Consider the following 26,468-nt stretch of genomic DNA (forward strand, 5'->3'; position numbering starts at 1 on the left):
TTATTCATCAGCGAAGAAAACGGAGTGATTGATGTGGGAGTTAAGCATGGCAGAGATTACGGTGAAATTCTGGTTGAACTGACAGGAGCCGTTGGACGGATTTCAGACGGGTACATTTTTTTTGAAATGGAGCCTGAAGAGTGGACGAATCTGCCGGAGGAATCAAGGCAGGAGGTCTGGGAGGCGCTTGCGGAAGACCTGTTCTACGCGCTGGGCAATGAGCCGGTCATTCAGGTGGGCAGCGGAGTTGTAATGTACGATAAAGAAACACACCGCATTAATATTCTGCTGGGTGATGAGGATTTGGCTTCGGTCGTTCTTGTATAAAGCAGGGGAAAATGCGGCAGCGGGTTTGTCCCGGGCATCCGGCCATGTTAAAATTGGAAGTGGAGTACTAATTGCCGGGATGTCAGAATACATTTAATCAAAAATCTTTGGCCTGGCACATCCCTTGGACTTTCAGAAGCTGAGGGATGTTTTATTTGAAGGAAAGAGCAGGCTCAAGAAACCGTTAACTTAGCAAGGGAGGAAACGAATTGCAATTAACTGAGGAACAACTGCAGGAGCAGATCGGCAAGCTTGAGGGCTGGAAGCTGGAGAGGGATAGGCTGGTGCGCAAATATATGTTCAGTGAATATATGAAGGGGATTGCTTTTGTAGATGAGGTAGCTACAATTTCGGAGGCCTTTGACCATCACCCGCATATCACTATTGATTACAAGACGGTAGTTCTGCGGCTGGCTGCAGATGTGGAGAAGCTTGATCTCCGCCAGGCGCATGAATTTAATGAGGCATTCGAGAAGACCCGCTAGAGGACAAGGCCCCTATGAAGACAACAGGAATATCTGAATAATAGAAATGCCCGTGCAAGGATCATTCGTTATCCTAGTCACGGGCATTATACATTTGGAATGAGGAGCATGGTGTTAGTACAGGATGCGGATTATTTCTTCTCCGCCAGCCATAGAGCTACATTGGCAATCTCTTCAGGGGCCAGCCTGTCTTTGAAGGAAGGCATCTGTCCGCGGCCCTTGGTGACTATGCTGTAAATCTGAGCTGCGTCATGCGAAGCGCCTTCCTGCTGCAGGCTGGGTCCCGCCCCGCCCTGAAGCTGGTCACCGTGGCAGGAGATACAATTGGCCTTCACTGTGGCTTCTGCGCCCGCAGCGTCCAGCACAACTTCCGGCATAGTCGGCTTGTTCTGTTCGGCTACCTCGGATTTACCGGGTAAGGTAAACATTAAGATTACTGCAAAGGCACAGGCGGCAAAAAACAAACCGCTCATGATCCATTTCTGCATCTGCATCCGTCCCTCCATGTAAGCTGCTGACTCCATTATAGCGGATGGTGAAGCGTTATCATAGTATGTGTGTCAAAAAAATGAACACAAATGATCCATTTTTTGCAAAACAATCTGTTTCCGGTGCTATTCCTCATAGACCATGCAATAAAAAGGCTTATTGCCGGTCGGAGTGCGGCGTTCATAGGTATCCGTTATAGTGAACCCGCATTTCTGGTAAGCGCGGATGGCGCGCTGGTTCCAGGTCAGCACCTCCAGGTCGATCTCACGCTCCGGGTAACGCGCCCGTGCTGCCTGAACAATAGCTTTCATGAACAGATGCCCCATGCCGTGACCGCACAGCTCGGGCCGCATTCCAACACCAAGCCGGACTACCCCCTCCATCGGAAAGAGCTGGGCGAAGCCGCACAGATCCCCCTGTCCGTTCACTACAGATACATATTGCTCACTTCGCAGCTGCGGGTCTCCGAACTCCACGCCCAGCGCCTGCATCTGCTCCCAGGACATCCAGCCGTAAATATTATACGGAGGCTTGTAGCTCCACTCACAGATCTCAGCGGCATGCTGCGGCTCCATAGGCACCACATAAAAGGTTAGCGGGGAGCTTATCATTAGGCGAGGCCTCCTTCCAGACGAAACGGTACCATCCTTTAAAGAGGCGGCAAAGCCGTTTCTGCTTGTTCTTAATATTAATTATATACAAAAACGGCTAGTTTCGACGCAAATTCCTTGCGGAAATGCAGAAACTTGACAAACGCCAATAATTATTTTCCGAAAGTTCAGAATCGGTGTTTTACAAATATAGAGGCGGGTAAGTAATTTTATAGACAAAAAAAAGCCCTTCTCCAAGATTTCGGCAAAAATCTCGGAAAAGAGCGTTTGGTTACAAAGGATTATTGTACATCATCATTGTCTTGGGAATCCGAAGCTACATTCTTGTAAGCATCTGTACTCATGATTCGTTTGGCGCCAACGTAACGGTTGACGTAATAGCTGTCACTCAGCGAACTGATGGTTACACCACGTGAGGAAGAGGCATGGGCGAATTCGCCGTCACCGACATAAACACCGACATGAGACACGCCTTTACCATTGGTATTAAAGAATACAAGATCGCCCGGTCTCATCTCGTCACGGGACACGGCAGTGCCCATCTGATACTGGGAGCCGGATTGATGGGGCAGGTTAATGCCGATCTTATCAAAAACATACATTGTAAATCCGGAGCAATCAAACCCGTTAGTTGATGTACCGCCGGACACGTATTTGGTTCCGATGGCTTTGTCAATCACTTTATCCATTTTGGAATCCGCGAAAGCGCTTCCTGCTCCGATGGTGAAGATAATGGACAAGCTTAGTACTGCGGCTGCTAGCTTCTTCTTCAAAAGTAAATACCCCTTCCAATGCCTACGAGGTTAGCTTAAGGGTTCGGTTGAAGGTCCCCTATGACCCCTCTTAGAATAGGAGGTCAATTCACCCAAAGTGGTTCCCCCGTTTCCCTAATTCATTAGGGAACTCGGCACGACTGTTGATTAGGATTAGCGGTTCATTCAATACATGACAAAACCTTTGTTAAAAGCGATTCAATAATTACAAAAATGTTACTAAAAGCTCACTGCGATAATTGTAACAAAGACTAATGCGCTTGGCAATCACTTATAACATATTAATGCATCTTTTTTGCTGTTTTTTAGAGTTATAGCCCTTTCGAAAGACTCATATCTATGCGCAGGGATTATTTTATATGATTTTTTCTTTGTTTTTGCAATAAAATGCTGTTTCAAGGCTGTGGATTCGGGTAAAAGGTAGAATAAGGAAAAGGAAAAACCCGGAAATGATTACGGCAATAATCATCCCGGGCTCGTATAAGTTACATTTAGTTGTTAGAGGCGGAAATATTCGGGGTATGCTTCAAGGGTTCAATCGTAAGCGACAGCTTGGTAGGCTGTTGTGCTCATTACTCGTTTGGCGCCAACGTAACGGTTGGCCCAGTAGGACTGGCTCATCGAACTGATGGTTACACCACGTGAACTTGAGGACTGTGCGAACTTCCCGTTTCCAACATAAATACCGACATGGGACACTCCATTACCCAGGGTATTGAAGAACACGAGATCACCGGAACGCAGATTGCTCTTGGATACACTTGTTCCAACTTTGTACTGTGCTTTGGAGGTACGGGGCAAGGTAAGCCCGACATTTTTGAATACATACTTGGTAAATCCGGAACAGTCGAAGCCGCTGGTGGTTGTGCCCCCGGTTTTATAAGATGTCCCAATGGTTTTTGAAATCACAGTATCCATTTTGGAATCTGCGAAGGCACTGCCTGCTCCGAGTGTGAATACCATCACAAGACCTAGTGCTGCTGCGGTGCATTTTTTCTTGAAATTCTGACTAATCAAAAGATGTACTCCTTCCAGGGCCTGCGAGGTTAGCTTAAGGATTCGGTAGAAGGTTCCCCTATGACCCCTCTAAAGCGAGATCAATTCACCCAAAATATGGTTCCCCCACTTCCCGGTGCAGGGAATTCGGCGTTTTGTGCACCAGAACAGTGACTTATCGGCATTGATTAAATTGCAATAGTTACGGAAGATTTTGCTTTAAATATTACAAGTTTGTTACTACTAGTACAGCCATCATTGTATCAGAGGATTTAGCCTTTTGCAAATGCTTTTGTCCTCCGGTTCAAGCAAAAAAGAGTCCTGCTCCCTGATAAGGGGCTGTGACTCTCTTTAGTATGCCGCTTCAGCAGCTTATTATTGTGGAAATGATTTACTGGACCAGAGGTGATACTGGGCAGCGATTCCCCACATATTCAACAGCGTGGAGGGCAGCGGAGCTGCCTGGCGGAGCATAAGTGCCGGCAATCCGGGATAGAACAGAGCAGAGGCGCTGCAGAGCAGAATTACGGCCAGGCTTCCCGCCCCCAGAATGACGGAAATACCGATCGAAGGCATCAGCACCTTCAGGCAGATTAGCAGCGAGGAGAACATGCCGGTACCTGCGGTATAGCCGAACTGCATATAGAGCAGAAGCTTGCGGACAAGGAAGAGATAGAGCAGCCAGCCCATTACATAAGGCACCAGCCTGAGCAGGAGCTGTACATCGAGAACGCCGCTGAGCAGATGACGGTACATACGCGGAAGCAGCCAATAGAGCGGCAGGAGGGTTAGCGCCCATTCAGCGAGGCTGAACATCAGCACCGGCAGCCCATATTTTCTCATTCCGGGAAAAAAGAACAGTCCCCGCGCTCCGTCGCGCTCCTGGTGAAGCTCGTGCAGCAGCCCTGCACGGATAAAGGGAGTCACCAGCAGCCTTAGCACTGTCAGCGCCAGCAGCATCCATAGCCAGTGCTGGACGGCAGGGTCGGTGTGCAGCGCGGTCTGCCCTTCGATATAATACAGCAGCCTGCCTATTCCGCTGCCGCCGGCATTTGCATCCGGGTAGCGGAGCAGGACAGGGACAACCGCGCTTTTAATGAATTTGTACAGGAAATATCCCCAGAACAGCCGGTAGATAAATAGCAGAATCAGTATATAGAACTGCTCTTTCATGCTGATCCAACCGCGGGCAATTGAACTTTTCACCATTCCTTCACCTCACCAGACAAGAGTTCCGAGCAGGGTTTCAAGCAGAGCAGATGCGCTAAGCGTCCAGCGGGAGAGTGTACGCGGCTCGAGCTCCGCCATTCTGAAATTATTTAGATGCCTGCTCTCCAGCAGAATGGAATGCCCCGGATCGATCTCTGCGGAGACCAGCGGCGCTTTATATGCTAACTCAAAGGAGGTTGCCTTACCCTCGCCATTCCAGTATTGCTGCACAGTGTACCCGTCTGCGAAGGTGAATTTAACGGGAACATCGGGGTACAGGCTGCCCTTATTGCTTACATCGACCACAGCGCTATAGCGGCTGCCCCCGCCATCGCTGTTGTCCGGTTTGACCGTGAGCCTGATATCATCAACTGCGAAGTCGGGTGCACCCCCGCTATAGACATACCGTTCAAAATAAGTCTGCCAGGATTGCTTGGTCACTTTCTCCACAACCTTCTGGAAGTCGGCGGTGGACGGATGCTGGAAGCGGTATTTGCGGGCATAAGCGGCGAGGATGGCATCCATATTCTTGGTCCCCGCGATCCGTTCGATATCCTTCAGCACCAGCTTGCCGCGAATGTACACATTGCGTGTGTAGGCATCATCACCAGTATATTTCCAGGTCTCCAGCTTAAGGGGCTGTGAGGAGGACACCAGGCTGGACTGCAGCGGGAGGCTAGAGACAACACCATATTCCTGTTCCATCAGCCGGTCTTCGGCATAAGAGGTAAAGCTCTCATCAAGCCAGGCTTCTTCGAATTCATTACTGGCCACCAGACCGTAGAAATACTGGTGCCCGATCTCGTGGATGATTGTGCGCTCCAGGGAAGTGCCTGGTGAAGTATCCGTGGCGCCGAAGGCGGTAATCAGGGTCGGATACTCCATTCCTCCGGCTCCGTTGCCGGACTCCGGCGGGACAACAATCGACAAGGTTGAGTAGGGATAAGGGCCGTACCACTTGCTGAATGCCGTCAGTGCAGCCTCAGCCGCCTGGAAGTAACGTTCCTGGAGATGCTTGTGCAGCGGGTCCAAATAGAGCTTAATCTTCACCCCGGGCACCTGCGGGGCGGAGAAAGCCTTCTCCGCAACCACGAAATCAGGCGATGCCGCCCAGGCGAAGTCGTGGACGTCATCTGCATAGAATTGATAGATCTTGCGCCCCTTTACAACCTTGGCGTCCCTCACCGGAAACCCGGTTGCGGCGACCTTATACTCGGGCGGGACAGAAATCGCTACATTGTAAATCCCAAAATCACTGTAGAACTCGGAGTTGCCGTGGTATTGATGCAGGTTCCAGCCTTCTTCCTTGAGTCCTCTTCTGCCGGCAGGCTCGTAGACGCTAAGCTTCGGAAACCACTGGCCGGCCATCACGAAGTCGTCAGCGGTTCCCATCCGGGCGAAAATTTTGGGCAGCTTGACCTCAAATTTAAGCCTTACCGTCACGCTCTCACCGCCGTTCACCGGCTGCGGCAGATGGACCTTGAGCAGTGTTCTGTCATTGACATTGCCGTCGTCCGGCTGCACGTATTGTGTGCGCTGCATCAGCGAGACACCCTCGGAGGTCCGTAAATCTGTCAGCGTAATGCTCCCGTAACCTCCTGCAGGCATGGTGTCACCGCGAAGCGTACCTCCGGACTCCTTCATGAAGGTGGTGCTGGCGGATGCGAATGCATTGGGATACAGATGAAAGTAGAGCTCCTGAACCGGCTTTGCACCCGGGTGGGTCCAGGTAAGCGTCTCGGAGGCGACCAGGGTCTCCTTATCGGGCAGGAGCTCCACATCCAGGTGATATTCAACCACGCGCTGGCTTAAAGCTTCTGTCTCCGATGTGTAGATCGTATCGGAAAGATCGGACTGCACGGGCTGCTGCCGGGGGATAACGGCGGGGGACTTGGCCTCTTTTGGAACAGAGGCAGTCCATACGGCAGGGCTATGCCCTGACAGAAACCATATTCCGCCTCCAAGCAAGGTGAGGACAGCCAGTACTGCGAAGATGAGGGTATACCTTAATGAATGTGGCTTCATACTATGATTCCTCCCGTGACAAGCATCTACGGGATGTATATGTTTGCAATCGCCGCATTATTAGCTAAAATTAAATAATTAGTGAATGGAAAGGATGTGCACATGTGGATAACGTACAACCGGAGGGCAAAAAACAAATTGCCTTGAATATTGTGAACGCCAGAGCCAAGCATAAAGGCTTCGGTGCAGGCTCGATTGATCTGAACAATGTATCGCCTGTCATTATTGATCAGGGTATCGCTGTTATCGATATCGGTGCCATGCATGCCAAGAGCAAAGTGGAGAAGGGAATTAAATTCTCTATGAACCGGGAGGATGTTCCGGCGGGAAGACAGGTATGGGTCGTATGGGTCGCCGTTGACCGTACTCCGGAGGGGCAGTTCTACGGCGGAATTACCGCCTGTGAGATGTGGATTGACACCGAAGCGCGCCGCGGCTGGAAGATTCTTGCGGATCATGTCAATAAGCTGGACGCGGCCTTGAAGCGCAAGCTTATTCTGGATGGACTTGGAAGTACCGAGCGGGCAGCGCTGAAATCCCTGCTGATGGCTCATAATGAAGAGTGGTGGGCCGCTTCGCCTGAGGAGCTGAAGGCCGCACTGTCGGAATAGAACTTGCATTTGAACAAAAAATTAAGGCTTGGCCCCAGCGGGGCCAAGCCTTATCTGATGTCTAAGCAGGGATGAATGAATGAATAACGTTACTGCGGGTCTGTTCTGCCGGAAGTGTTCAGCTTGCGCTTGAGCTGGCTGACTCTGGCTTGACTGATGCCGAGAACCTCGGCAAGCTCCTTCTGGTTGGCATAAGGATGATCTTCGATCGCTTTCATAAGACGCAGACTCATTTCTTCGGTCTTGCTTCTCCGTCCCCCGCGGGCTGGCTCGGGATGCTCTTCTGCTGAACTTGGGGAGGCATGGATGGGTTCTGATCCGCGATCGGGGTCACTTAACTCCTTCAGACAGGTATTGCAAATGAACTGATCCTTATAGTAGGTCACATGATCAAGACTTCTGCAAAAGGTGCATTCTGTGGAGGTGTACTTTCGGAGGACAATGATATCCTCATCCAGTATAAAAAATTCGATAGGATCCCCAATGTCAATATTACGTGTCATGCGGATTTCTACGGGAACCACAATTCTTCCGAGACTGTCTAAGCTTCGGATCATGCCTGTATCTTTCATCCCATGTCCCTCATTTACATCATTATATTTTTTGTAGATATATATGATTATAGCAGTAATTGTAAGTTAAGAGAACGGGGGAAGCGTATACAAATAGGGGGATTTATTGTCATTTTATAGGAGTGTTTATCATTTTTTGGCGACTGAGAATGCGGAGATCAAAAATACAAGAAAAACCTCTCCGCCTGGGAAGTCCCAGGGGAGAGGCTGATTAGGGTTCTCTTATTAATACCCAATATACCACAGCCGAAACAGCAGTATAGGTCTTTAGAACAGCTTGTGGGGCTGTGCCTGCGGATCGTTGACCGAGACATAAGGATTGCCCCGCAGATAGAAGCGCCAGGGGAGCCCGGCATACTCTTCCGCATAAGGAATATTGATGCGCGGGGCCTGGACAATATCCAGGGACTCCGGGTCTTCCCCCTGCTCGATGCTCAGCGGGCCTTCCGGCAGATCGAATCTGGAATGGTTAAGACTCTTGTCAATCCGCAGCGCCCGGCACAGCTTGCCCGGCCCGCCGGAGAGGTCCGAGGGCTTCCTGACGGCAACTCCCCTGTATTCCTTCATAAGCTCGGCATCTCTCTCCGTAAGCGGCTCTACGGCCCGGATCAGAACGGCATGCGGCTCATCCAGGGCGGCAGTTACGACATTCAGGCAATGGTACATGCCGTAGATCAGGTATATATACACTGCACCTCCGGCGCTGAACATGACCTCCGTCCGGGCGGTCCGGCGGCTGCCATACGCATGGCTGCCTTTATCCTCGGCACCTCCGTAGCTCTCGGTCTCTACAATGCGGCAACGGATGTCCCCGTCTTCCGTGCGGCGGACCAGATGCTGGCCAAGAAGACGCGGCGCTGCTTCAACTGCCGCGAGCTTATAGAGCTCAGGCTGCAGCAGCTGTGGCGCTTCCGGCTCAAGGCCCGGGGAATGATTCGGCTTCATGAATGGGTGACACACCTTCCTGCGGCGGAGTTAGGCGGGCGTACGCCTCTGCCGGTCTCCCCATCGTAACGCAGGGCAGCGGGGGGCGGCAATCCCAGGTTAGTTCATCCACCAGCGCTTGATATTATTCCAAAGGGAATGCTCTTCCTTTACCGGGTCGGCAGAACCCGGAGGAGCGGTGCTGCCGGAAGTGCCGGGTTCACCGGAGCTATGCTGGTCACAATAACCGGTAGGCTCTGTGCCGCTGATGAAGGTCTCCAGCTTTTTCTCCGGACAGTCTGCTGTAGCCAGCATGCCGGACAGCGGATCGATATATACGCTGACTACGCCATCGGGAATGGGGAAAATCTTCGGCGGCACATTCTCCAGTGCTTTTTCCGTGAATCCGGCGAAGATAGGTGCTGCCCGTCTGCCGTCGGTGGTCGCAATATCACGGCCTTTATCGTATCCGACCCAGACGGCGGTTGAGAGCTCAGGCGTGAAGCCTACCATCCATCCGTCTGTATCTGTAGTGCCGGTCTTGCCGGCCACCGGACGCTTGATCATCGAGGCCACCCGGTTCCCGGTGCCTCCGCTCTCGAAGACCCCCTCCATCAGCCGGGTTAGTACGTAAGCCGCTGCCGGCTCAACCACGGGCTGACCCTCAGGCTGCGGAGCTTCATATAGAAGATGTCCGCCCGCATCGGTGATCTTCAGGACCGCAGTGACCGGCTGCTTCACTCCGCCACTGGCAATCACTGCGAAGGCTGAGGCCATCTCCAGCGGGCTGACAGGCGAGGTTCCTAGCGCCAGAGAAGGAACGCTCTGCAGCGGGCTGTTAATCCCCATGGCGGCCGCCATAGCGGCGACCTTATCAGCCCCGATCTTCATAATAGTATTCACTGCATAGATATTGTCGGACGCGGCAATGGCCTGCCGCATATTAATCTCTCCCAGATATTTATCCCCGAAATTCCGGGGCTGGTACGTCTTGCGGTTGTTATCATAATGGAACAGTGTCGGCTGACTGTTGAAGACGGATAAGCCTGTCATTTCTTTGGTCGACAGAGCTGCCAAATACATAATTGGCTTAAAGGAAGAGCCGGGCTGGCGCGTCTTCGCCAGCGCATGGTTGAAGGAGCTCGTCCGGTAATTCGTACCCCCGACCATAGCCTTCACATAGCCGGTGCGGGGATCAACAGAGACGAGGGCCGTCTCCAGATCGCTGCTGTGGTCCATGCCCTGATCCACCGCCGCTTCCGCAGCCTGCTGCATATCCGGGTCAAGTGTCGTATAGACATTTAGCCCGCCCCGGTCCAGCTCGTCACTGCTGATATGCAGGCTGTCGATCACAAGACTGCGTACATAATCGCGGAAATAGGGTGCAGCCACCGTGGTATCCTTTTGACCCTGCGGGCTTAGCTTCAGCTGCTCCTTAGCTGCCTCTTGTGCCTGCGATTCCGTAATATCCCCCGTATCGACCATAGCGGCCAGGATGATGCCTTGACGCTTCAAGGCGCTGTCCAGATGATTATACGGAGAATAATAGGTGGGTCCCTTGGGCACTCCGGCCAGGAGTGCACTCTCCGCCAGATCCAGATCTGCGGCAGCCTTGCCGAAGTACATCCGGGCCGCAGCCTCGATTCCATAAGCGCCGTGGCCGTAGTAGATCTCATTTAAATACATATTCAGGATTTCATCCTTAGAGTATTTCATTTCCAGCTGCAGGGTATATAGCGCTTCCTTAGCCTTGCGGGTCCAGGTCTTCTCATGGGTCAGGTACAGATTGCGCGCGAGCTGCTGGGTTAAGGTACTGGCTCCTTGCGTGCGTCTGCCCGCCTCCAGATTGGCGAGTACCGCTCTCCCCATGCCTTTCAGATCAAAGCCGATATGATTATAGAATTTCCGGTCTTCCACAGCCAGCGTAGCCTTGATGAGCAGCGGGGAAATCCGGTTAAGCTCAACAGGCTCGCGGCTGCGGCCGTCTGTAGTGAAGGTGGTCATCACATTGCCCCTGGCGTCAAGCAGTCTGGAGCGGACATCATCCCCGAGCGGGGGGAGCGGCTTCTGATATAGGTATCCAAGCAGAGCGCCGGCGGCCAGCACGAACAGCAGGGCGGAGACAACCAGCAGCCGAAAGAGCAGGCGGAATCGGCGTTTGCGGACTTTGGGTGTGGCGGAATCGCGCGTCATGGTATCAGGCTCCTTCGAATTCAAGCAGTAACGCAGGCTGGCACCAAGAGGGCTGCCGCTGCTTGTATCCTCATTATGGGAAAGGATGAGAAGAGATATTCACCATTGGCAGAGAAAGCGGATCTTGTCGAACCAGGCGGAGAACCGGGGAGCATGCGTCCTCTGCGCCATGTGTGATTTTGTGAACGGTTATGGTAAAATTTTAGATACTTATGAGATTGCATGTAACTATCATGCCCGGGAGGAATGCCGCCATGGCTTTTCGCGTATCTGCTGTACAATATCATCTGCACACCATCTCTTCCTTCGGGGAGTTTGCTGCCCAGTGTGAGCACTATATCAAGGCGGCCGGAGAGTACGGCGCTGAATTTATCCTCTTCCCAGAATTTCTTACGACACAGCTGATGTCGATCGGAGGCGGGGACGGGGAAGCGCTGGGGATAGAGGATCTGCCGCAGTTCACCGACCGTTACCTGGAGATGTTCTCCGGGTACGCCAGGAAGTACGCGGTACATATTATTGGGGGGACCCATGTGCTGCGGCGCAGCGGCAAGCTATATAATGTAGCCCATCTTTTTTACCCGGACGGAAGAATTGCCGAGCAGGCCAAGCTGCATATTACCCCTGCCGAGGTAGAGGGCTGGAATATGGGGGCCGGTGAGGAGCTTCAGGTATTCCAGACAGACCATGGGACCATTGCCATGCTTACCTGCTATGATATTGAATTCCCTGAGATTGTGCGCATGGCCCGGGCCAAAGGCGCAGATGTGATCTTCTGCCCGTCCTGCACGGATGACCGTCACGGCTTTCACCGGGTACGATATACGAGCCACGCCCGGGCTATCGAGAATCAGGTCTACGTGGTGCTGACAGGGACCGTTGGCTCCTTGCCTACCGTTGATCTGATGCGGGCCAACTTCGGTCAGGCAGCGGTAATTACACCCAATGACATTCCGTTCCCTCCGCAGGGTCTGCTGGCCGAAGGAGAGATCAACAATGATATGATCATCACTGCCGATCTGGATCTGGAGCTGCTGTACCGCGTCCGGGAACACGGGTCTGTAACCACGTGGCGTGACCGCCGCACCGACCTGTACACCGACTGGACGTAAGGGGGAGACTAACGTATGTATTATAAGAAGTTCTACGCTCTGGACGGCAAGACGCCGGTGCCTGCGGTGATCCGTTCCTATACGGAAGCTGACTTCACTGAGCTGATTACGATTCAGTCCGAGGCGTTCCCGCCGCCTTATCCTGCGGAGCTGTGGTGGAACCGGGAGCAGCTGCTGAATCACGTGACGTTTTTTCCGGAAGGGGCCTTATGTGTAGAGGTGGACGGGGAACTGGCCGGATCGGTTACCGGATTCCTGATGAATTTCGACCCGGAGGCGCCGGCGCTTCATCATACGTGGTCAGAGGTTACGGCAGACGGATACCTCACTTCGCATCAGCCAGACGGGAATACGCTGTACATAGCGGATTTGTGTGTCCGTCCCAAATACCGCAAGCTGGGTCTGGGCAAGGAGCTGGTCCAGTCGTTATACCATGTGGTCGTGGAACTGAAGCTGGAGCGGCTGCTGGGAGCAGGCCGGATGCCGGGCTATCACAGGGTGGCCGGTCAGCTGACAGCGGAAGAGTATCTGGCCGGGGTCGTCGCCGGAAGCTGGTCTGATCCGGTGATTACTTTTCTGCTGCGGTGCGGCCGGTCTCCGGTTAGTGTGGTCGCGGGCTATCTGGAGGACGAGGAATCAGGGAATTACGCAGCGCTGATGGAATGGCGGAATCCTTTTAAATAAATGAATACAGCCTATCACCTGGAGGAGATCCCTTGATTATGGAATATAGAAGAATTACAGATATCACAGACCCGTTGTTCAGAGAGGTGCATCAGCTGCTGTCGGATGTATTTCCGCCTGAGGAAGTGCTGGAGTATAGCCTGTGGAAGGAGCCGCTTGCCGATCCGGGAATACGTGTGTTCGCTGCAGTGCATGAAGGGAAGGTTGTGGGTACTACCGAATACCGGTATTATGCCGACTGGAATGTGGCGATGACCGATTTCACCATCATTGGCCGTGAGGGGCTGGGCATTGGCCGTTTTCTGGCGCGTCAACGCTTGAAGGATCTGGAGAAGCTGGCGGCTGAGAATCATACGGAGCTGCTGGGGATGTTCGCTGAGATCTATGATCCGTATCGTGTGGGGTATGATTTTGGCGGAATTAAGCCGATGGACCCGTACGTCCGCCGTGAAGTTCTGTCGCATTTGGGCTATAAAAGAATAGATATTCCCTATGTCCACCCTTCCTGGCAGGGGGATGGCGAGGCGGTGTCCGGTCTGGACCTCTGCTTCATGCCCGGAGATGAGGAGCTGGAGAGCATCGCGGCACCGCTGGTGGCCGATTTCCTGACCCGTTATTACGCCGTGCTTGCGGACAAGCCGGAAGCCTGGACATCGATGATCAGCCGGCTTCGCGGCAGGGAGAGTGTGGCGTTATTGCCGCTGTGAGGGCAGGGGCAGATGAAAAAGCGATTGAATTGCCCTCCTGATCTGGATATAGTGTACAATGGGAAAGCGAATATGACCTCTATGATTACAAGTACGAATAAGCGGGGAACGTGTGATGACTGAAGGACCGCAAGGCAAATACGGCGTTTCGGTAACGCTGGAGAGTGTGCAGGGTACAGAGCGCAGTGTGGTTCATGCTGCAGGAGAGGCTATTGCCAAGGGGCAGTCGCTGTACATCATTTATGAAGAGCAGCAGACCGGACCCGAAGGCACAGCGGCCGTGGTACGCAACACGCTGAAGATTTCAGAGGGCAGAATCAAGCTGATCCGCCATGGCGCTGTCCAGTCGGAGCAGTCCTTTGAGCCGGGGCAACCGCTGCCCGGATTCTACCGCTCGCCTTATACACAGTTCAATCTCACCACAGACACGAAGACACTGGACATCAAGCGCGAAGGAAGATCGCTTGCCGTTTCATGGGAATATGATCTCTACGTATACGGGGAAATATCAGGACAGTTCGCTATAAGTTTGAATATACAGGAGGAACCACAATCATGACACAATCTTTAAATCCGCTCCAGCTTGCCCATGAACGGGTGAAGGAGGCCATCGCCGATGCGGTTGTAGCCGCAGGTCTGGTGTCCCGCGAAGAGCTGCCGGCCATTGTGCTGGAAGTGCCGAAGGACAAGGCCCATGGAGATATGGCTACGAACGCTGCGATGCAGCTGACCAAGATCGCTAAGCGTAATCCCCGGCAGATCGCCGAGGCTATTATCGAGCATCTGGATACCGGCCGTGCTTCTATTGAGAAGGCGGAGATTGCCGGACCGGGCTTCATTAACTTCACTTTGTCCAAAAGCTATCTCTACCCCGTGATCGCACTTGTGGCCGAGCAGGGTGAAGGTTATGGCCGTGTGAACATAGGCCAGGGCAAGCGTGTAGAAATGGAGTTCGTCAGCGCGAACCCAACCGGCAGCCTTCATCTGGGACATGCCCGCGGCGCGGCGGTCGGCGATGCCCTGTGCAACGTGCTGGATTATGCCGGCTACAACGTGACCCGCGAGTACTACATTAACGATGCCGGGAACCAGGTCGCCAATCTGTGCAAATCCATCGAGACCCGTTACCTGCAGGAACTCGGCCAGCCGGCCGAGATGCCGGAGGACGGTTATCATGGAGAGGATATCAAGGGCTTCGCCAAGGAGCTGGTGGCGGAGAAGGGCGATTCTCTGCTCGCTATGACACCGGGCGACCGGGCGGCATTCTTCCGTACCTACGGGCTTGCCAAGGAGCTCGACAAAATCAAACGCGACCTCAGCCGGTTCCGGGTCAACTTCGATATCTGGTTCAGTGAAACCTCCCTCTATGAGAACGGAGAAGTGCTGCGTTCGCTGGATGAGCTCCGCGAGCGCGGAGAAGTCTATGAGAAGGAAGGCGCCACCTGGCTTGCGACCACCAAATACGGCGATGATAAAGACCGCGTGCTGATCAAGAACGATGGCACGTATACGTACCTCACACCGGATATCGCCTATCACAGCGACAAATACGGCCGCGGCTACGACACGATGATCAACATCTGGGGAGCCGACCACCACGGCTATATTCCACGGATGAAGGCGGCGATGGCGGCGCTCGGGAATGATCCCGAGAAGCTCGTGGTGTTGATCGCCCAGATGGTCAGCCTGTTCCAGGACGGCGAGAAGGTCAAGATGTCCAAGCGTACCGGCAAGGCCGTGACGATGGAAGACCTGATGGAGGAAGTCGGAATCGACGCGATCCGTTACTTCTTCACTATGCGCAGCATGGATTCGCACCTGGACTTTGACATGGATCTGGCGATTTCGACATCCAATGAGAACCCCGTATTCTATGTACAGTACGCACATGCGCGGATTTGCAGCATATTCCGCCAAGCGGAGGAGCAAGGGATTGTAGTGCCGGATGCTGACAAGATTGATTACAGCAAGCTGACTGCCGCACATGAATATGATCTGCTCCGCAAAATCGGTGAGCTGCCTGCGGAGATCACCATTGCCGCCGAGGGCTATGCGCCGCACCGCCTGGTACGCTATGTATACGATCTGGCTTCGCTGTTCCACAGCTACTACAAGGCAGAGCGCGTAATTACTGAGGATGCCGCTCAGACGGTAGCCCGCCTTGCCCTGCTGGGCGCTGCACGGACGGCCATTGCCAACGTCCTGCGGCTGGTCGGTGTTACCGCACCGGACCGGATGTAACTCTACTTGGAAAGCGCCGCCCCTGTTTTATGGGGGCGGCGTTTTTCTATTTCCCGCTGAAACGGTACCGTCCTTTACAGGGACAGCAAAGCCGTTTCCACTTGCGCCAAGGCATCCACATCTTAGGCCTGCCCTTAAGCTTTCACCATAGCAGCGGCCTTCGCCCCGCTGCTGCTTCCGCCGCCGCTAGCGCCGCCGCTGCCACCGGCTCCGCTGCCGGCGCTTCCGCTGCCGCGCCGGGCCCGGATGCCTACGCGCAGCAGCCGCAGCGCATCGGCCGCGCCGCCGCCCAGCGACGAGCGGCGCTGGCCCTTGCGCAGCCGCACCGGCGAAGCGGTGCGGCGCAAGAGCAGCTTCAGCTCGCGGGGCGACAGCCCCGGCCGCAGCGCGAGCAGCAGGGCCGCGGCACCGGTGACATGGGAGGTCGCCATGGAGGTGCCGCTCATTTCCTTGTACCCCTCCCGCAGCCAGCAGGAGGGGATGCCCTCGCCCGGGCCGTACACATCGATGTACGGTCCGCGGTTGCTGAAGGCTGCGACGCGCTGCCTTCTGTCAAGGGCGCCTACGGCAATAGTCTCCGGATAGCGCGCGGGGTAATCCCCGCCGCGCTTGCCGTCGTTGCCGGAGGAGGCGATGATGGCGATCCCGGCCCGGTAGGCCTTGATCACCACATCATGCAGAGCCTTGCTCCGGTTCCTCATCCCGAAGCTCATATTAATGATATCGATTTTGTTCTGCACGCACCAATCGATGCCAAGGACAATATCCGACACATAGGCGGAGCCGTTGTGGTCGAAGGCCTTGACCGGATAGAGCAGCGCCCGGGGGGCTACGCCCATCATGTTGCGCGCGCCCCCGGCTGCCGCCAGGGTGCCGGCAATATGCGTGCCGTGGCCGTTGTCATCCAGCGGCATCATGCCGCGGTTCAGCAGGTTGATCCCGGAGGCCAGGGAATGCCTGAGATCAGGATGGCGGAAATCGACGCCCGTATCGATGACGCCGATCTTCACATGCACGCCAGTAGATCTGGACCAGGCCTGCGGAGCGCGGATGGCCCTGATTCCCCAGGGCATCAGAGAGGAACCGCTTTTGTCCGCCAGGGGCGAGTGGACTTTAATCCGGTGGTCTTCTTCTATACAGAGGGAATCCGCATAACGGTTCATCAGCCGCTCTGCTCCTGCGGCGGGCACGAAGAAAGCCCGGATCAGGGTAGAGACCTGAACCTGCCGCAGGCCAGGCTTCTTACTCTTCAGAGCTTTCCACTGTGATAATGCGCCGGCATACATGCGGGGGTCGTTGAAGGTCACAATGTGCCGTGGTGCACTTTTGGAGGCAGCCTTCATTTCTTCAAGCAGCATCTGCCAAAATCCGTAATAATCCATAGGTTACGCCGTCCCCTCCTCGGTGCCGTGCTGACATATTGTATGAAAGGGGGATGGCGTCCGAATGGGAACTTGCCCTTTTTTAACGAAATAGGCTGCCCATCGTGTCAAAAGGCTGGAGTTGACATAAAATAAACAGAGGGAACCGCGAGGCGCCCTGCAACATCCCGTAAGGAGCCGATCCTTGGCGTGGATACAGTCATGCGCGGAGGGGTACCCCCTCCGCCTTTTTGGGGAAAAGTATAAGAATATATAGGTTTCACACGATAACTTATCCTTCTATTACTCGCTGAAACGGTACCGCCCTTTAATTAGGACAGTAAAGCCGTTTCCACTTGTATAAGTCTCTTCATGCTCATCCCATTTATTGCCCGGTCCAGGCGGACAAGCCTTCTGCCAGCGCCAGGGCCGCGGATTCTGTTTCCCCGATCTTGCTGCAATAGACTTGCAATTTACCCGCAAATAGGTTTTACTTAGTTTTGTTAATGGATATCATGAACGAAGCATGATTTAATGTGAACAATGCGCGAGAGGAAGTGTCCTTTAGTGAGTACGCCACTCAATTTAAAGCTGGACCCTGAGAAAGTAAAAGAAATGCCGATGGTAGACCTGGCCTTCCTGGTGCTTAAGGCAGCCAATACGCCTTACTACTACCGTGATCTGATGGTGGAGGTTGCCAAGCTGCGCGGGTTGACCGATCAAGAGAGCCAAGATACGATCGCCCAGCTATATACCGAGATTAATATTGACGGGCGTTTTGCCTGTGTCGGAACCAACCTGTGGGGCCTGAAGCGCTGGTACCCGCTCGAACGCTCCGATGACCCTGTCGGCAACACCAAGCGTGTGCGGATCATCAACGATGAAGACGACGATCTGGAAGATGACGACTTTACCGATGAAGAAGAGAATTATGCTGCTGAGGAAGAGGATTTCGATGCGATTGATGAAGATCGCGACGACCTCTATTCCGACGACGACAGCGAAGAGGAAGTTGACGAAGATGTGGTCATCGATGAAGACGACATTGACGAAGACGAATCGGATGATGAAGATTCCGAAGACGGCGAAGAAGACGATGCCGACGATGAGGACGAGGAAGATAAATTTTAGAACAGTCTTTGCAGCGGCGCAATTCCTCCCTTGACAGGGGCGGGACGCTCAGAGTAAACTATTGCATGGGCTTATAATGAAAGTTAATATTGTTTTCTAAAATAAAAAGTGCCCCGGGTCTACGGGTGTCACTTTTTTGTTTTTTTACAAGATAAGATGGATAGGATTCGCTTAATTTGTATGCCAAGAAGCTGCGGTTTTCCGCGGTTTCCAGGCTGCCGGCCTTGAATTTTGGCGAGTGGAAGCAACTTTCGGGTTCCCCGGTTGGATGATGGAAAAAAGGGATACGATAAGAGGCAAGCGTCCCCTGAATTTCTGGACTTTATTTAGGAGGGTTTTACAGTGACAAAGTATATTTTCGTAACGGGTGGCGTTGTGTCTTCCCTTGGCAAAGGCATTACCGCTGCTTCGCTGGGCAGATTGCTCAAGAACAGAGGTCTCAAGGTAACGATCCAGAAATTCGATCCTTACATTAACGTGGACCCGGGAACAATGAGTCCTTATCAGCACGGGGAAGTATTCGTGACTGATGACGGGGCGGAGACAGACCTTGACCTTGGGCATTACGAGCGGTTTATTGACATTAACCTGTCCAAGAACAGCAACGTAACCACAGGCAAAATCTATTCCTCGGTCATCAGCAAAGAACGCCGCGGGGAATACTTAGGGGGAACCGTGCAGGTTATCCCGCATATTACGAATGAAATCAAGGAACGTGTCTTCCGTGCGGGCCGTGAGACCGGCTCTGATGTAGTCATTACCGAAATAGGCGGCACTGTGGGCGACATCGAGAGTCTGCCGTTCATGGAAGCGATCCGTCAGATCAAGAGCGACATCGGCCGGGAGAATGTCATGTACATTCACGTGACCCTGATTCCTTATATCAAAGCAGCCGGAGAAGTCAAAACAAAGCCGACCCAACACAGTGTCAAGGAGCTGCGCAGCATCGGGATTCAGCCCAATGTGATCGTATGCCGTACGGAATATCCGCTCACCGACGATATGAAAGCCAAGCTGGCTCTGTTCTGTGATATCGATGCGAACGCCGTTGTGGAATGCCGCGATGCCTCGACGCTCTATGAGGTGCCGCTGAATCTGCGCGACGAAGGCCTGGATGAGATTGTCGTCAACCACTTGAAGCTGACTACTCCTGCGCCGGATATGCGTGAATGGGAGAGCATGCTGGAGCGGATTCAGAAGCTGGAGCGTACCGTTGAGATTGCTATCGTCGGCAAGTATGTGGCGCTGCACGATGCTTATCTGAGTGTGGTTGAATCCCTGTCCCATGCCGGATTTGCCTCCAATGCCGAAGTGAAGCTCCGGTGGGTCGATGCAGAGCTGGTGACCGATGAGAATGTGGACGAGCTGCTGGGCGGCATCGGCGGCATTCTGGTTCCAGGCGGCTTCGGCGACCGGGGAATCGAAGGCAAGATCTCGGCCATCCGCTATGCGCGGGAGCAGTCCATCCCGTTCTTCGGCATTTGCCTGGGAATGCAGGTGTCTGTCATCGAGTACGGCCGTTCCATGCTGGGACTGGCAGGAGCGAACAGCTCCGAGATCGATCCTGCGACTCCGCATCCGCTGATTGACCTTCTGCCAGAGCAGAAGGATGTCGAAGATATGGGCGGCACGATGCGCCTCGGTCTGTATCCTTGCAAGCTTTTGCCGGATTCCCTGGCTATGTCCTGCTATGACGATGAGCTGGTCTATGAGCGTCACCGTCACCGGTATGAGTTCAACAATGCTTACCGTGATGAGATGGAGAAGGCAGGTCTGGTTATTTCCGGAACCTCCCCTGACGGACGTTTGGTGGAGATTGTCGAGCTGCCGGGTCACCCGTGGTTCCTGTCTGTGCAATTCCATCCGGAATTCACCTCCCGTCCGAACCGTCCGCAGCCGCTGTTCCGTGAATTTGTCAAAGCCTCACTTACACATTCCGAGCAAATGTAATTATAGAATGACTAGGCCACACAGGCCTGTGGGAGCTCCCGGTAAGGGAGCTTCTTTTTTGAAAACACCTCCTTTACACAATAGCTCCCGGAATGCAAGGGGACTGTATTCCCGCTTTTTCAGCGGAATTCCTCCTTTATATGGCATAGATTTACGCATTTTAGCCAATTAGCAGGATTTTGGCTGCAAAGCACGAATAATAGGTTTCGTATAGACTAAGTTGAAGCGGGGCCGTTAGCTGTTGAGAGGGCGCGGTATGGACAATCTGCCTTAAACTCTGGGAGGGTATCGTATGGAAAAGAAGAAAGTGTTAATCGTCGACGATCAGAATGGAATCCGGATTCTTCTCATGGAAGTATTCAATAGTGAAGGTTATGCCACCTTTCAGGCAGCTAACGGGAAATTGGCGCTGGACATTGTCAGGAACGAATCGCCGGATATGGTCTTGCTGGATATGAAAATTCCGGGGATGGACGGACTCGAGATTCTCAAGCATCTGAAGGAGCTTAATCCGGCGATCAAGGTCATTATGATGACGGCCTACGGAGAGCTCGACATGATTAAGGAAGCGACTAAGCTGGGAGCCCTGATGCATTTTACCAAGCCGTTTGATATCGATGAGATGCGTGTTGCCGTCAATATGCACCTGCACAACAAATCAGTAGACCAATGCAGCTAGCTTAGAAAAATAGAGTTTGGGGACATCCTGTTATGGATACGCTAAAAGAGGAAATGATCCGCCGGCAAAGGGTTGGCTGAATATCGTCCCACCGGGACATTTTTTTGTGTATCCTATTTAGTATTTAACACAGGATGTGCTATAATAGGCCTGTATGTGATGTCGGCTTATATAAGCAACCCAATATTTTAGGAGGATTGAAACCATGCCATTAGTATCTATGACAGACATGTTGACCAAAGCACTTGAAGGAAAATATGCAGTTGGCCAGTTCAACATCAACAACCTGGAGTGGACGCAAGCGATTCTTGGTGCAGCAGAAGAAGAGAAGTCACCGGTAATCCTTGGCGTATCCGAAGGCGCAGCTCGTCACATGGGCGGCTTCACCACAGTAGTTAAGATGGTTGAAGGTCTTATTCATGACATGAAAATCACCGTTCCTGTAGCCATCCACTTGGACCACGGTTCAAGCTTTGACAAATGTAAAGATGCTATCGATGCCGGCTTCACTTCCGTAATGATCGACGGCTCCCACCACCCAATCGACGAGAACATTGAAATGACTAAAAAAGTCGTTGACTATGCTCACGCTAAAGGTGTTTCTGTAGAAGCAGAAGTTGGTACTGTAGGCGGACAGGAAGATGACGTTATCGGCGGCATCCAATACGCTGACCTTAACGAATGCGTACGCATCGTTAAAGAAACAGGCATCGACACTCTGGCTCCTGCACTGGGTTCCGTACACGGTCCTTACCTGGGCGAACCAAACCTTGGATTCAAGGAAATGGAAGAAATCCGCGATGCAGTCAACCTTCCGCTGGTACTTCACGGCGGTACTGGTATCCCGGTACATGACATTCAGAAATCCATCTCCCTGGGTACTTCCAAGATCAACGTTAACACTGAGAACCAAATCGCGTTCGCTAAGGTTGTCCGCGAAGTTCTTGCTGCTAAGCCGGATGCTTACGATCCGCGTACATTCATCGCACCAGGCCGCGATGCTATCAAGCAGACTGTTATCGGCAAAATCCGCGAATTCGGATCCAACAACAAAGCCTAAGTATTACCCTGCCGCATAACGTTTTTCCGCACAAGCTATTTCGTTTTCCTCAGAAACGGGTGCCGTCCTTCAGGTAAGGACGGCGCAGCCGTTTCTTCTTCTAATCACCAATCACGTGTAGTCCTTATGTCACCTTAAGCCACAACTGGTATTGCCACAACAAGCTGCAATACACGTAGGGGGAACCAGATAAATTTATGGAAAAATTAATGATTGGCGGCGGACGTCCGCTAGAGGGCGTTGTTACCATCAGCGGAGCAAAGAATAGCGCCATTGCGCTTATTCCCGCAGCAATTTTGGCGGAGTCTGAAGTTGTGCTGGATAATTTGCCTGCGCTTAGTGATGTTGCCGTTTACTCCGAAATTCTGGAGGAGCTTGGCGCGAGCGTGTCTTGGACAGGCAGCCAAATGAGAATTAATCCCTCCCGTATCGTATCCATTCCCATGCCTAACGGACCGGTGAAGAAGCTCCGGGCCTCTTATTATATGATGGGCGCACTTTTGGGCCGGTTTAAGGAAGCGACCATTGGATTACCCGGCGGCTGTAATTTTGAGCCCCGTCCGATTGACCAGCATATCAAAGGCTTTGAGGCGCTTGGTGCGACTGTTACCAATGATCATGGCTCGATTCACCTGTATGCCAAAGAACTGCGCGGTGCTAAGATCTATCTGGATGTATCCAGTGTCGGTGCCACCATTAACATTATGCTCGCGGCCTCCCGTGCCAAAGGCTCTACAATTATTGAAAATGCGGCTAAAGAGCCTGAGATTATAGATGTAGCTACCCTGCTCAACTCCATGGGCGCTGTTATTAAGGGCGCCGGTACCGAAACGATCCGGATTGAAGGCGTAAGTGAAATGCACGGCTGCCGCCATTCGATCATTCCTGACCGTATTCAAGCTGGAACATATATGATTGCCGCTGCGGCTACGCGGGGCAATGTCTTAATTGATAACGTGATTCCCAAGCATCTGGAGGCGCTCACTGCCAAGCTGCTGGAAATGGGAGTAGACATAGAAGAACTGGATGAGAGTATCCGGGTGATCGGCAAGGCCAAGTACCAGCACGCGGATGTCAAGGCGCTGATCTATCCCGGTTTCGCAACTGATCTGCAATCTCCAATGACGAGTATGCTGACTCAGGCTGAAGGCGTTAGCGTCCTGAGCGATTTCGTCTACAGCAACCGGTTCAAGCATGTTCCTGAATTGGTTCGCATGGGCGCTAAGATTCGTGTAGAAGGACGTTCCGCAATCATTGAAGGCGGTCCGCTGAATGCAGCCAAAGTGAAGGCCGCTGATCTTCGTGCAGGCGCAGCCCTGGTGATTGCCGGTCTTACTGTTGAAGAAGGTATCACCGAAGTGACAGGTGTAGAGTATATCGACCGCGGTTATGACAACCTCGTAAGTAATCTTCGCAGTTTGGGAGCCGATGTCTGGCGCGAGAACGAATAAGGAGAATACCCGGATTGGTATGGACAGAAATTGGCTGCTCAGTGCATATCTCCTTCCAATTCGGGTAATCCTATCCTAATAAGCATTTTCATAGACTCATAGTTTAGAACTCATCATACACAAATTGAATAGGTGGTTATAGCACATGGATCTTCAAATTTCCGATCTGGAAGAAATGAAGCTTACCGATCTGTATAAGCTGGCCAAGAAATACCAGATCCCTTATTACGGAACGCTTAAGAAGCGGGAGTTAATCTTCGCTATTCTTAGAGCACAGGCAGAGCAGAGCGGCCTAATGTTTATGGAAGGCGTGCTTGAGATTCTGCCGGAAGGCTATGGCTTCCTTCGGCCGATCAACTACTTGCCAAGTGCAGAGGATATTTATATCTCCGCATCGCAGATCCGCAAGTTTGACCTTAGAAGCGGTGACCTGGTCTCCGGGAAATGCCGGACGCCCAAAGAGAACGAACGCTATTTCGGACTCTTGCAGGTGAATGCCGTCAACGGCGAGAACCCGGCAACTGCAGCTGAACGGTTACATTTTCCGGCGCTTACGCCGCTTTATCCGCAAGATAAGCTGCCGCTCGAAACTTCCCCAACCCATTTATCGACCCGTATCATGGATTTGCTTGCTCCTGTAGGTCTGGGGCAGCGCGGTTTGATTGTAGCACCTCCCAAAGCAGGGAAGACGCTCCTCCTCAAAGAAATTGCCAACAGTATCTCTACGAACAATCCCGAGATTGCACTGTTTGTTCTGCTGATTGATGAACGTCCCGAGGAAGTAACGGATATGCAGCGTTCGGTTAAAGGTGAGGTAGTGGCTTCGACATTTGACGAGCTGCCGGAGAATCATATCAAAGTAGCAGAGCTTGTACTCCAGCGTGCGCTGCGCCTGGTAGAGCACAAGAAGGATGTTGTCATTCTGCTGGACAGCATTACCCGTCTTGCCCGTGCCTACAATCTCGTAGTTCCGCCATCCGGCCGCACGCTTAGCGGAGGGATTGATCCTGCCGCGTTCCATCGGCCAAAACGGTTCTTCGGTTCCGCACGTAACGTGGAGGAGGGCGGCAGCTTAACTATTCTTGCCACCGCACTGATTGATACCGGATCACGGATGGATGATATTATTTATGAGGAATTCAAGGGTACAGGGAACATGGAGCTCCATCTGGACCGTAAGCTGGCTGAACGCCGGATCTTCCCGGCAATCGATATCCGCCGTTCCGGTACACGCCGTGAAGAAGTATTGCTTAGCAAGGAAGAGCTGGATACAATCTGGTCGATCCGTAAAAATATGAATGAATCCTATGACTTCGTAGAAGGATTCCTGAAGAAGCTGCGTGACAGCAAGACGAATGCGGAGTTCCTGGCCTCCTTCGATGTGGCTGGAGGCAAGGACTCCTCGTCAGCAAGCGGTACGGCCAGCAAAGGCGGTACCTCGAACAGCGGCTCGTCCGCCCGCCGCACCACGCGTCCCAAGGCGCCTACTGTGCCGACTACCTGAGAATAGATAACAAGAGGAGAATAACATGTATTTGGTATATGCCGACGAACAAGGAAACGTATATGATCATCCCGAGCTGTATGGCCTGGCCCGCAGTGGCGATATGATCGTTGAGATACTGGAGGAAGAGCTGGTTCCGCTGCCTGAGGGGGCTACGCTGGTCGGGCTTCCGAGCACGCGGGCGATTGGGATGAATCCGGAGACCGGTGAGATGCTGCCCCTGCCGGCAGGTTCGCAGGCTGTCGGAGCCTTGCTGCCGCAGGGATACACCCGTCTGTGCCTTCCCGGTTACGTCAAGACAGACAAGACCTACAAGCTTCCGCTCTTTGGATATTCCGCTGTAGTATGGAAGGACGGCGGTTTCTATGTGGCGGCTGATCTTACTGATGATCCGGAGCAGTGGAACCCGCTTAACTGCGACCGGGACGATGTGAAGACCGGTGTGGGCGAACTGACTGCCAAGTACCCGGAGAACCGCCTGTATAATCACTTGTCCAACTGTGCGCTGGAATATGAATGCTTAACCTCGTCCAATACCTTCCTAGGCCGCTGGGAAGGGGCTGTTCCGGTCTCATACTCCTGTAACGCCGGCTGCTTCGGTTGTATCTCTGAACAGCCCGATGACAGCGGGTTTGTGTCCCCGCAGACCCGGATGAACTTCCGTCCGGCTGTGAACGAAGTATCGCAAGTGATGCTGGAGCACCTGAAGACGCCGGAATCCATTGTCAGCTTTGGACAGGGCTGTGAAGGTGAGCCTTCTACGCAGGCGAAGCTGATTATTGAATCTATCCGTGAAGTCCGGTCCATTACCGATATGGGCTATATCAATATCAACACCAATGCCGGCTTAAGCGATCATATCCGCGGCATTGTCGATGCCGGTCTTGATCTGATGCGGGTTAGTACCATCAGCGCGCTGGATGACCATTATAACGCCTATTACAAGCCTCGCGGGTATACGCTGGCTAACGTAGAGAAGTCGCTGAAGTACGCTGCCTCACAAGGCGTATATACCTCCATTAACTATTTGATTTTCCCGGGGGTTACTGACCGTGAGGAAGAGATTGAAGCGATGGTGGAGTTCGTCAGACGTACCGATCTTAAGCTAATTCAGATGCGTAATCTCAATATTGACCCGGAGAGCTATCTGGAGCTTATTCCCCCTGCACGGGGCGAGATCCTTGGCATGAAGACCATGCTAGAGATCTTCCGTGAGGAGCTCCCGGAGGTTGTAATTGGTTCCTTCACCCATGTTCCCCCTGCTGAGCTGGCCCGTGCCAAGCAGCGCAGAGTGCAGCTTTAGGCTTTAGGTTTTAAGAACGGCTGGCCTATTGCAGAGCCTGGGCTTCACATGCTAGAATGTAGCTTGCGTA

General features: G+C 53.0%; 25 protein-coding genes and 2 riboswitches. Of the genes, 15 read left to right on the forward strand and 10 right to left on the reverse strand.

The features are described 5' to 3' along the window. Window positions 1-33 precede the first annotated feature (33 nt). Window positions 34-327, forward strand: a complete 294-nt coding sequence (locus NSS83_RS20280) for a hypothetical protein (RefSeq protein ID WP_341015392.1) — start codon at window positions 34-36, stop codon at window positions 325-327. Between the two features lie 209 nt (window positions 328-536). After that, a complete protein-coding gene (locus tag NSS83_RS20285; protein ID WP_036724424.1) occupies window positions 537-812 on the forward strand; it encodes a 4a-hydroxytetrahydrobiopterin dehydratase in 276 nt (91 codons plus the stop codon). A gap of 131 nt (window positions 813-943) precedes the next feature. Here the strand turns inward: NSS83_RS20285 and NSS83_RS20290 are convergent, their stop codons facing one another. The 6 genes from NSS83_RS20290 to NSS83_RS20315 form a co-directional block, all read right to left on the reverse strand. Beyond that, a complete protein-coding gene (locus NSS83_RS20290; protein ID WP_209879520.1) occupies window positions 944-1,300 on the reverse strand; it encodes a cytochrome c in 357 nt (118 codons plus the stop codon). A gap of 126 nt (window positions 1,301-1,426) precedes the next feature. Beyond that, a complete protein-coding gene (locus NSS83_RS20295; RefSeq protein WP_036698915.1) occupies window positions 1,427-1,912 on the reverse strand; it encodes a GNAT family protein in 486 nt (161 codons plus the stop codon). A 281-nt stretch (window positions 1,913-2,193) separates the two neighbouring features. Beyond that, window positions 2,194-2,685: a C40 family peptidase gene (locus NSS83_RS20300; protein ID WP_341183122.1), complete on the reverse strand. Its 492-nt coding sequence runs from the start codon at window positions 2,683-2,685 to the stop codon at window positions 2,194-2,196. Window positions 2,686-2,689: 4 nt separating this feature from the next. After that, a riboswitch (cyclic di-AMP (ydaO/yuaA leader) is annotated at window positions 2,690-2,832 on the reverse strand. A gap of 387 nt (window positions 2,833-3,219) precedes the next feature. After that, window positions 3,220-3,648, reverse strand: coding sequence for a C40 family peptidase (locus NSS83_RS20305; RefSeq protein ID WP_340946785.1), 429 nt, complete (start codon window positions 3,646-3,648; stop codon window positions 3,220-3,222). A 57-nt stretch (window positions 3,649-3,705) separates the two neighbouring features. Then, window positions 3,706-3,844, reverse strand: a riboswitch (cyclic di-AMP (ydaO/yuaA leader). Window positions 3,845-4,056: 212 nt separating this feature from the next. Beyond that, a complete protein-coding gene (locus tag NSS83_RS20310) occupies window positions 4,057-4,890 on the reverse strand; it encodes a hypothetical protein (protein ID WP_341346357.1) in 834 nt (277 codons plus the stop codon). Window positions 4,891-4,899: 9 nt separating this feature from the next. Then, window positions 4,900-6,915: a M1 family aminopeptidase gene (locus NSS83_RS20315; RefSeq protein ID WP_341183120.1), complete on the reverse strand. Its 2,016-nt coding sequence runs from the start codon at window positions 6,913-6,915 to the stop codon at window positions 4,900-4,902. A 104-nt stretch (window positions 6,916-7,019) separates the two neighbouring features. Here NSS83_RS20315 and NSS83_RS20320 point away from each other — a divergent pair, with 104 nt between their 5' ends. After that, on the forward strand, window positions 7,020-7,526 hold the full coding sequence (locus NSS83_RS20320) for a YwhD family protein (RefSeq protein WP_340945686.1): 507 nt from the start codon (window positions 7,020-7,022) through the stop codon (window positions 7,524-7,526). An 89-nt stretch (window positions 7,527-7,615) separates the two neighbouring features. Here the strand turns inward: NSS83_RS20320 and NSS83_RS20325 are convergent, their stop codons facing one another. The 3 genes from NSS83_RS20325 to NSS83_RS20335 all read right to left on the reverse strand — a co-directional run bounded on the left by NSS83_RS20325 (window position 7,616) and on the right by NSS83_RS20335 (window position 11,215). Next, window positions 7,616-8,098: a winged helix-turn-helix transcriptional regulator gene (locus NSS83_RS20325; RefSeq protein WP_340750394.1), complete on the reverse strand. Its 483-nt coding sequence runs from the start codon at window positions 8,096-8,098 to the stop codon at window positions 7,616-7,618. 267 nt (window positions 8,099-8,365) lie between these two features. Next, complete coding sequence (locus tag NSS83_RS20330; RefSeq protein ID WP_341346358.1) at window positions 8,366-9,043, reverse strand: DNA-3-methyladenine glycosylase; 678 nt, start codon at window positions 9,041-9,043, stop codon at window positions 8,366-8,368. Window positions 9,044-9,142: 99 nt separating this feature from the next. Beyond that, window positions 9,143-11,215 carry a PBP1A family penicillin-binding protein gene (locus tag NSS83_RS20335; RefSeq protein ID WP_341183118.1) on the reverse strand — a complete coding sequence of 691 codons (2,073 nt, stop codon included), beginning with the start codon at window positions 11,213-11,215 and terminating at the stop codon, window positions 9,143-9,145. A 254-nt stretch (window positions 11,216-11,469) separates the two neighbouring features. Between NSS83_RS20335 and NSS83_RS20340 the strand changes: the two genes are divergently transcribed. From NSS83_RS20340 to argS, 5 genes are all read left to right on the forward strand, one after another. Continuing rightward, the gene (locus NSS83_RS20340) at window positions 11,470-12,327 is read left to right on the forward strand and encodes a carbon-nitrogen hydrolase family protein (protein ID WP_341346359.1); all 858 of its coding nucleotides are present in this window, start codon (window positions 11,470-11,472) and stop codon (window positions 12,325-12,327) included. 15 nt (window positions 12,328-12,342) lie between these two features. Next, window positions 12,343-13,011, forward strand: coding sequence for a GNAT family N-acetyltransferase (locus NSS83_RS20345; RefSeq protein ID WP_341183116.1), 669 nt, complete (start codon window positions 12,343-12,345; stop codon window positions 13,009-13,011). Between the two features lie 38 nt (window positions 13,012-13,049). Continuing rightward, window positions 13,050-13,718: a GNAT family N-acetyltransferase gene (locus NSS83_RS20350; RefSeq protein ID WP_341183115.1), complete on the forward strand. Its 669-nt coding sequence runs from the start codon at window positions 13,050-13,052 to the stop codon at window positions 13,716-13,718. Between the two features lie 115 nt (window positions 13,719-13,833). Continuing rightward, window positions 13,834-14,277, forward strand: a complete 444-nt coding sequence (locus tag NSS83_RS20355) for a DUF1934 domain-containing protein (RefSeq protein ID WP_341183114.1) — start codon at window positions 13,834-13,836, stop codon at window positions 14,275-14,277. Beyond that, entirely contained in the window at window positions 14,274-15,959 is a 1,686-nt protein-coding gene (argS, locus tag NSS83_RS20360) for an arginine--tRNA ligase (protein WP_341183113.1), read from the forward strand. The genes NSS83_RS20355 and argS overlap by 4 nt, the downstream gene beginning before the upstream one ends. 134 nt (window positions 15,960-16,093) lie before the next feature. On the opposite strand, the gene NSS83_RS20365 is transcribed toward argS, so the two are convergent. Beyond that, the gene (locus NSS83_RS20365) at window positions 16,094-17,341 is read right to left on the reverse strand and encodes a S8 family peptidase (protein ID WP_341346360.1); all 1,248 of its coding nucleotides are present in this window, start codon (window positions 17,339-17,341) and stop codon (window positions 16,094-16,096) included. A gap of 546 nt (window positions 17,342-17,887) precedes the next feature. On the opposite strand from NSS83_RS20365, the gene rpoE reads away from it, so the two are divergent. The 7 genes from rpoE (at window position 17,888) to NSS83_RS20400 (ending at window position 26,398) form a co-directional block, all read left to right on the forward strand. Next, a complete protein-coding gene (gene rpoE, locus NSS83_RS20370) occupies window positions 17,888-18,451 on the forward strand; it encodes a DNA-directed RNA polymerase subunit delta (protein WP_036724449.1) in 564 nt (187 codons plus the stop codon). A gap of 342 nt (window positions 18,452-18,793) precedes the next feature. Next, on the forward strand, window positions 18,794-20,401 hold the full coding sequence (locus NSS83_RS20375) for a CTP synthase (protein ID WP_341149806.1): 1,608 nt from the start codon (window positions 18,794-18,796) through the stop codon (window positions 20,399-20,401). 292 nt (window positions 20,402-20,693) lie between these two features. Then, on the forward strand, window positions 20,694-21,080 hold the full coding sequence (locus NSS83_RS20380; RefSeq protein ID WP_036698896.1) for a response regulator: 387 nt from the start codon (window positions 20,694-20,696) through the stop codon (window positions 21,078-21,080). A 205-nt stretch (window positions 21,081-21,285) separates the two neighbouring features. Then, the gene (gene fba / locus NSS83_RS20385; protein ID WP_341015360.1) at window positions 21,286-22,140 is read left to right on the forward strand and encodes a class II fructose-1,6-bisphosphate aldolase; all 855 of its coding nucleotides are present in this window, start codon (window positions 21,286-21,288) and stop codon (window positions 22,138-22,140) included. A 197-nt stretch (window positions 22,141-22,337) separates the two neighbouring features. Continuing rightward, window positions 22,338-23,591: a UDP-N-acetylglucosamine 1-carboxyvinyltransferase gene (locus NSS83_RS20390; protein WP_340750375.1), complete on the forward strand. Its 1,254-nt coding sequence runs from the start codon at window positions 22,338-22,340 to the stop codon at window positions 23,589-23,591. Window positions 23,592-23,736: 145 nt separating this feature from the next. Further along, window positions 23,737-25,095, forward strand: coding sequence for a transcription termination factor Rho (gene rho, locus NSS83_RS20395; protein WP_036724456.1), 1,359 nt, complete (start codon window positions 23,737-23,739; stop codon window positions 25,093-25,095). A 25-nt stretch (window positions 25,096-25,120) separates the two neighbouring features. Beyond that, window positions 25,121-26,398 (forward strand): radical SAM protein, encoded by a 1,278-nt coding sequence (locus NSS83_RS20400; RefSeq protein WP_341183111.1) that lies wholly within the window; start codon window positions 25,121-25,123, stop codon window positions 26,396-26,398. The last annotated feature ends 70 nt before the right edge of the window (window positions 26,399-26,468 follow it).

This window comes from Paenibacillus sp. FSL H3-0469 (assembly GCF_038051945.1).
Classification (GTDB): Bacteria; Bacillota; Bacilli; order Paenibacillales; family Paenibacillaceae; genus Paenibacillus_AQ.

Bases quoted from the DNA above. Each gene is read 5' to 3' on its own strand.
- NSS83_RS20340 (WP_341346359.1), top strand. From the start codon at position 11,470: ATGGCTTTTCGCGTATCTGCTGTACAATATCATCTGCACACCATCTCT.
- NSS83_RS20335 (WP_341183118.1), bottom strand. From the start codon at position 11,215: ATGACGCGCGATTCCGCCACACCCAAAGTCCGCAAACGCCGATTCCGC.
- fba (WP_341015360.1), top strand. From the start codon at position 21,286: ATGCCATTAGTATCTATGACAGACATGTTGACCAAAGCACTTGAAGGA.
- NSS83_RS20310 (WP_341346357.1), bottom strand. From the start codon at position 4,890: ATGGTGAAAAGTTCAATTGCCCGCGGTTGGATCAGCATGAAAGAGCAG.
- NSS83_RS20355 (WP_341183114.1), top strand. From the start codon at position 13,834: ATGACTGAAGGACCGCAAGGCAAATACGGCGTTTCGGTAACGCTGGAG.
- NSS83_RS20305 (WP_340946785.1), bottom strand. From the start codon at position 3,648: ATGGTATTCACACTCGGAGCAGGCAGTGCCTTCGCAGATTCCAAAATG.
- NSS83_RS20380 (WP_036698896.1), top strand. From the start codon at position 20,694: ATGGAAAAGAAGAAAGTGTTAATCGTCGACGATCAGAATGGAATCCGG.
- NSS83_RS20315 (WP_341183120.1), bottom strand. From the start codon at position 6,915: ATGAAGCCACATTCATTAAGGTATACCCTCATCTTCGCAGTACTGGCT.
- argS (WP_341183113.1), top strand. From the start codon at position 14,274: ATGACACAATCTTTAAATCCGCTCCAGCTTGCCCATGAACGGGTGAAG.
- NSS83_RS20400 (WP_341183111.1), top strand. From the start codon at position 25,121: ATGTATTTGGTATATGCCGACGAACAAGGAAACGTATATGATCATCCC.
- rho (WP_036724456.1), top strand. From the start codon at position 23,737: ATGGATCTTCAAATTTCCGATCTGGAAGAAATGAAGCTTACCGATCTG.
- NSS83_RS20325 (WP_340750394.1), bottom strand. From the start codon at position 8,098: ATGAAAGATACAGGCATGATCCGAAGCTTAGACAGTCTCGGAAGAATT.
- NSS83_RS20365 (WP_341346360.1), bottom strand. From the start codon at position 17,341: ATGGATTATTACGGATTTTGGCAGATGCTGCTTGAAGAAATGAAGGCT.
- NSS83_RS20390 (WP_340750375.1), top strand. From the start codon at position 22,338: ATGGAAAAATTAATGATTGGCGGCGGACGTCCGCTAGAGGGCGTTGTT.
- NSS83_RS20295 (WP_036698915.1), bottom strand. From the start codon at position 1,912: ATGATAAGCTCCCCGCTAACCTTTTATGTGGTGCCTATGGAGCCGCAG.
- NSS83_RS20330 (WP_341346358.1), bottom strand. From the start codon at position 9,043: ATGAAGCCGAATCATTCCCCGGGCCTTGAGCCGGAAGCGCCACAGCTG.
- NSS83_RS20290 (WP_209879520.1), bottom strand. From the start codon at position 1,300: ATGCAGAAATGGATCATGAGCGGTTTGTTTTTTGCCGCCTGTGCCTTT.
- NSS83_RS20350 (WP_341183115.1), top strand. From the start codon at position 13,050: ATGGAATATAGAAGAATTACAGATATCACAGACCCGTTGTTCAGAGAG.
- NSS83_RS20345 (WP_341183116.1), top strand. From the start codon at position 12,343: ATGTATTATAAGAAGTTCTACGCTCTGGACGGCAAGACGCCGGTGCCT.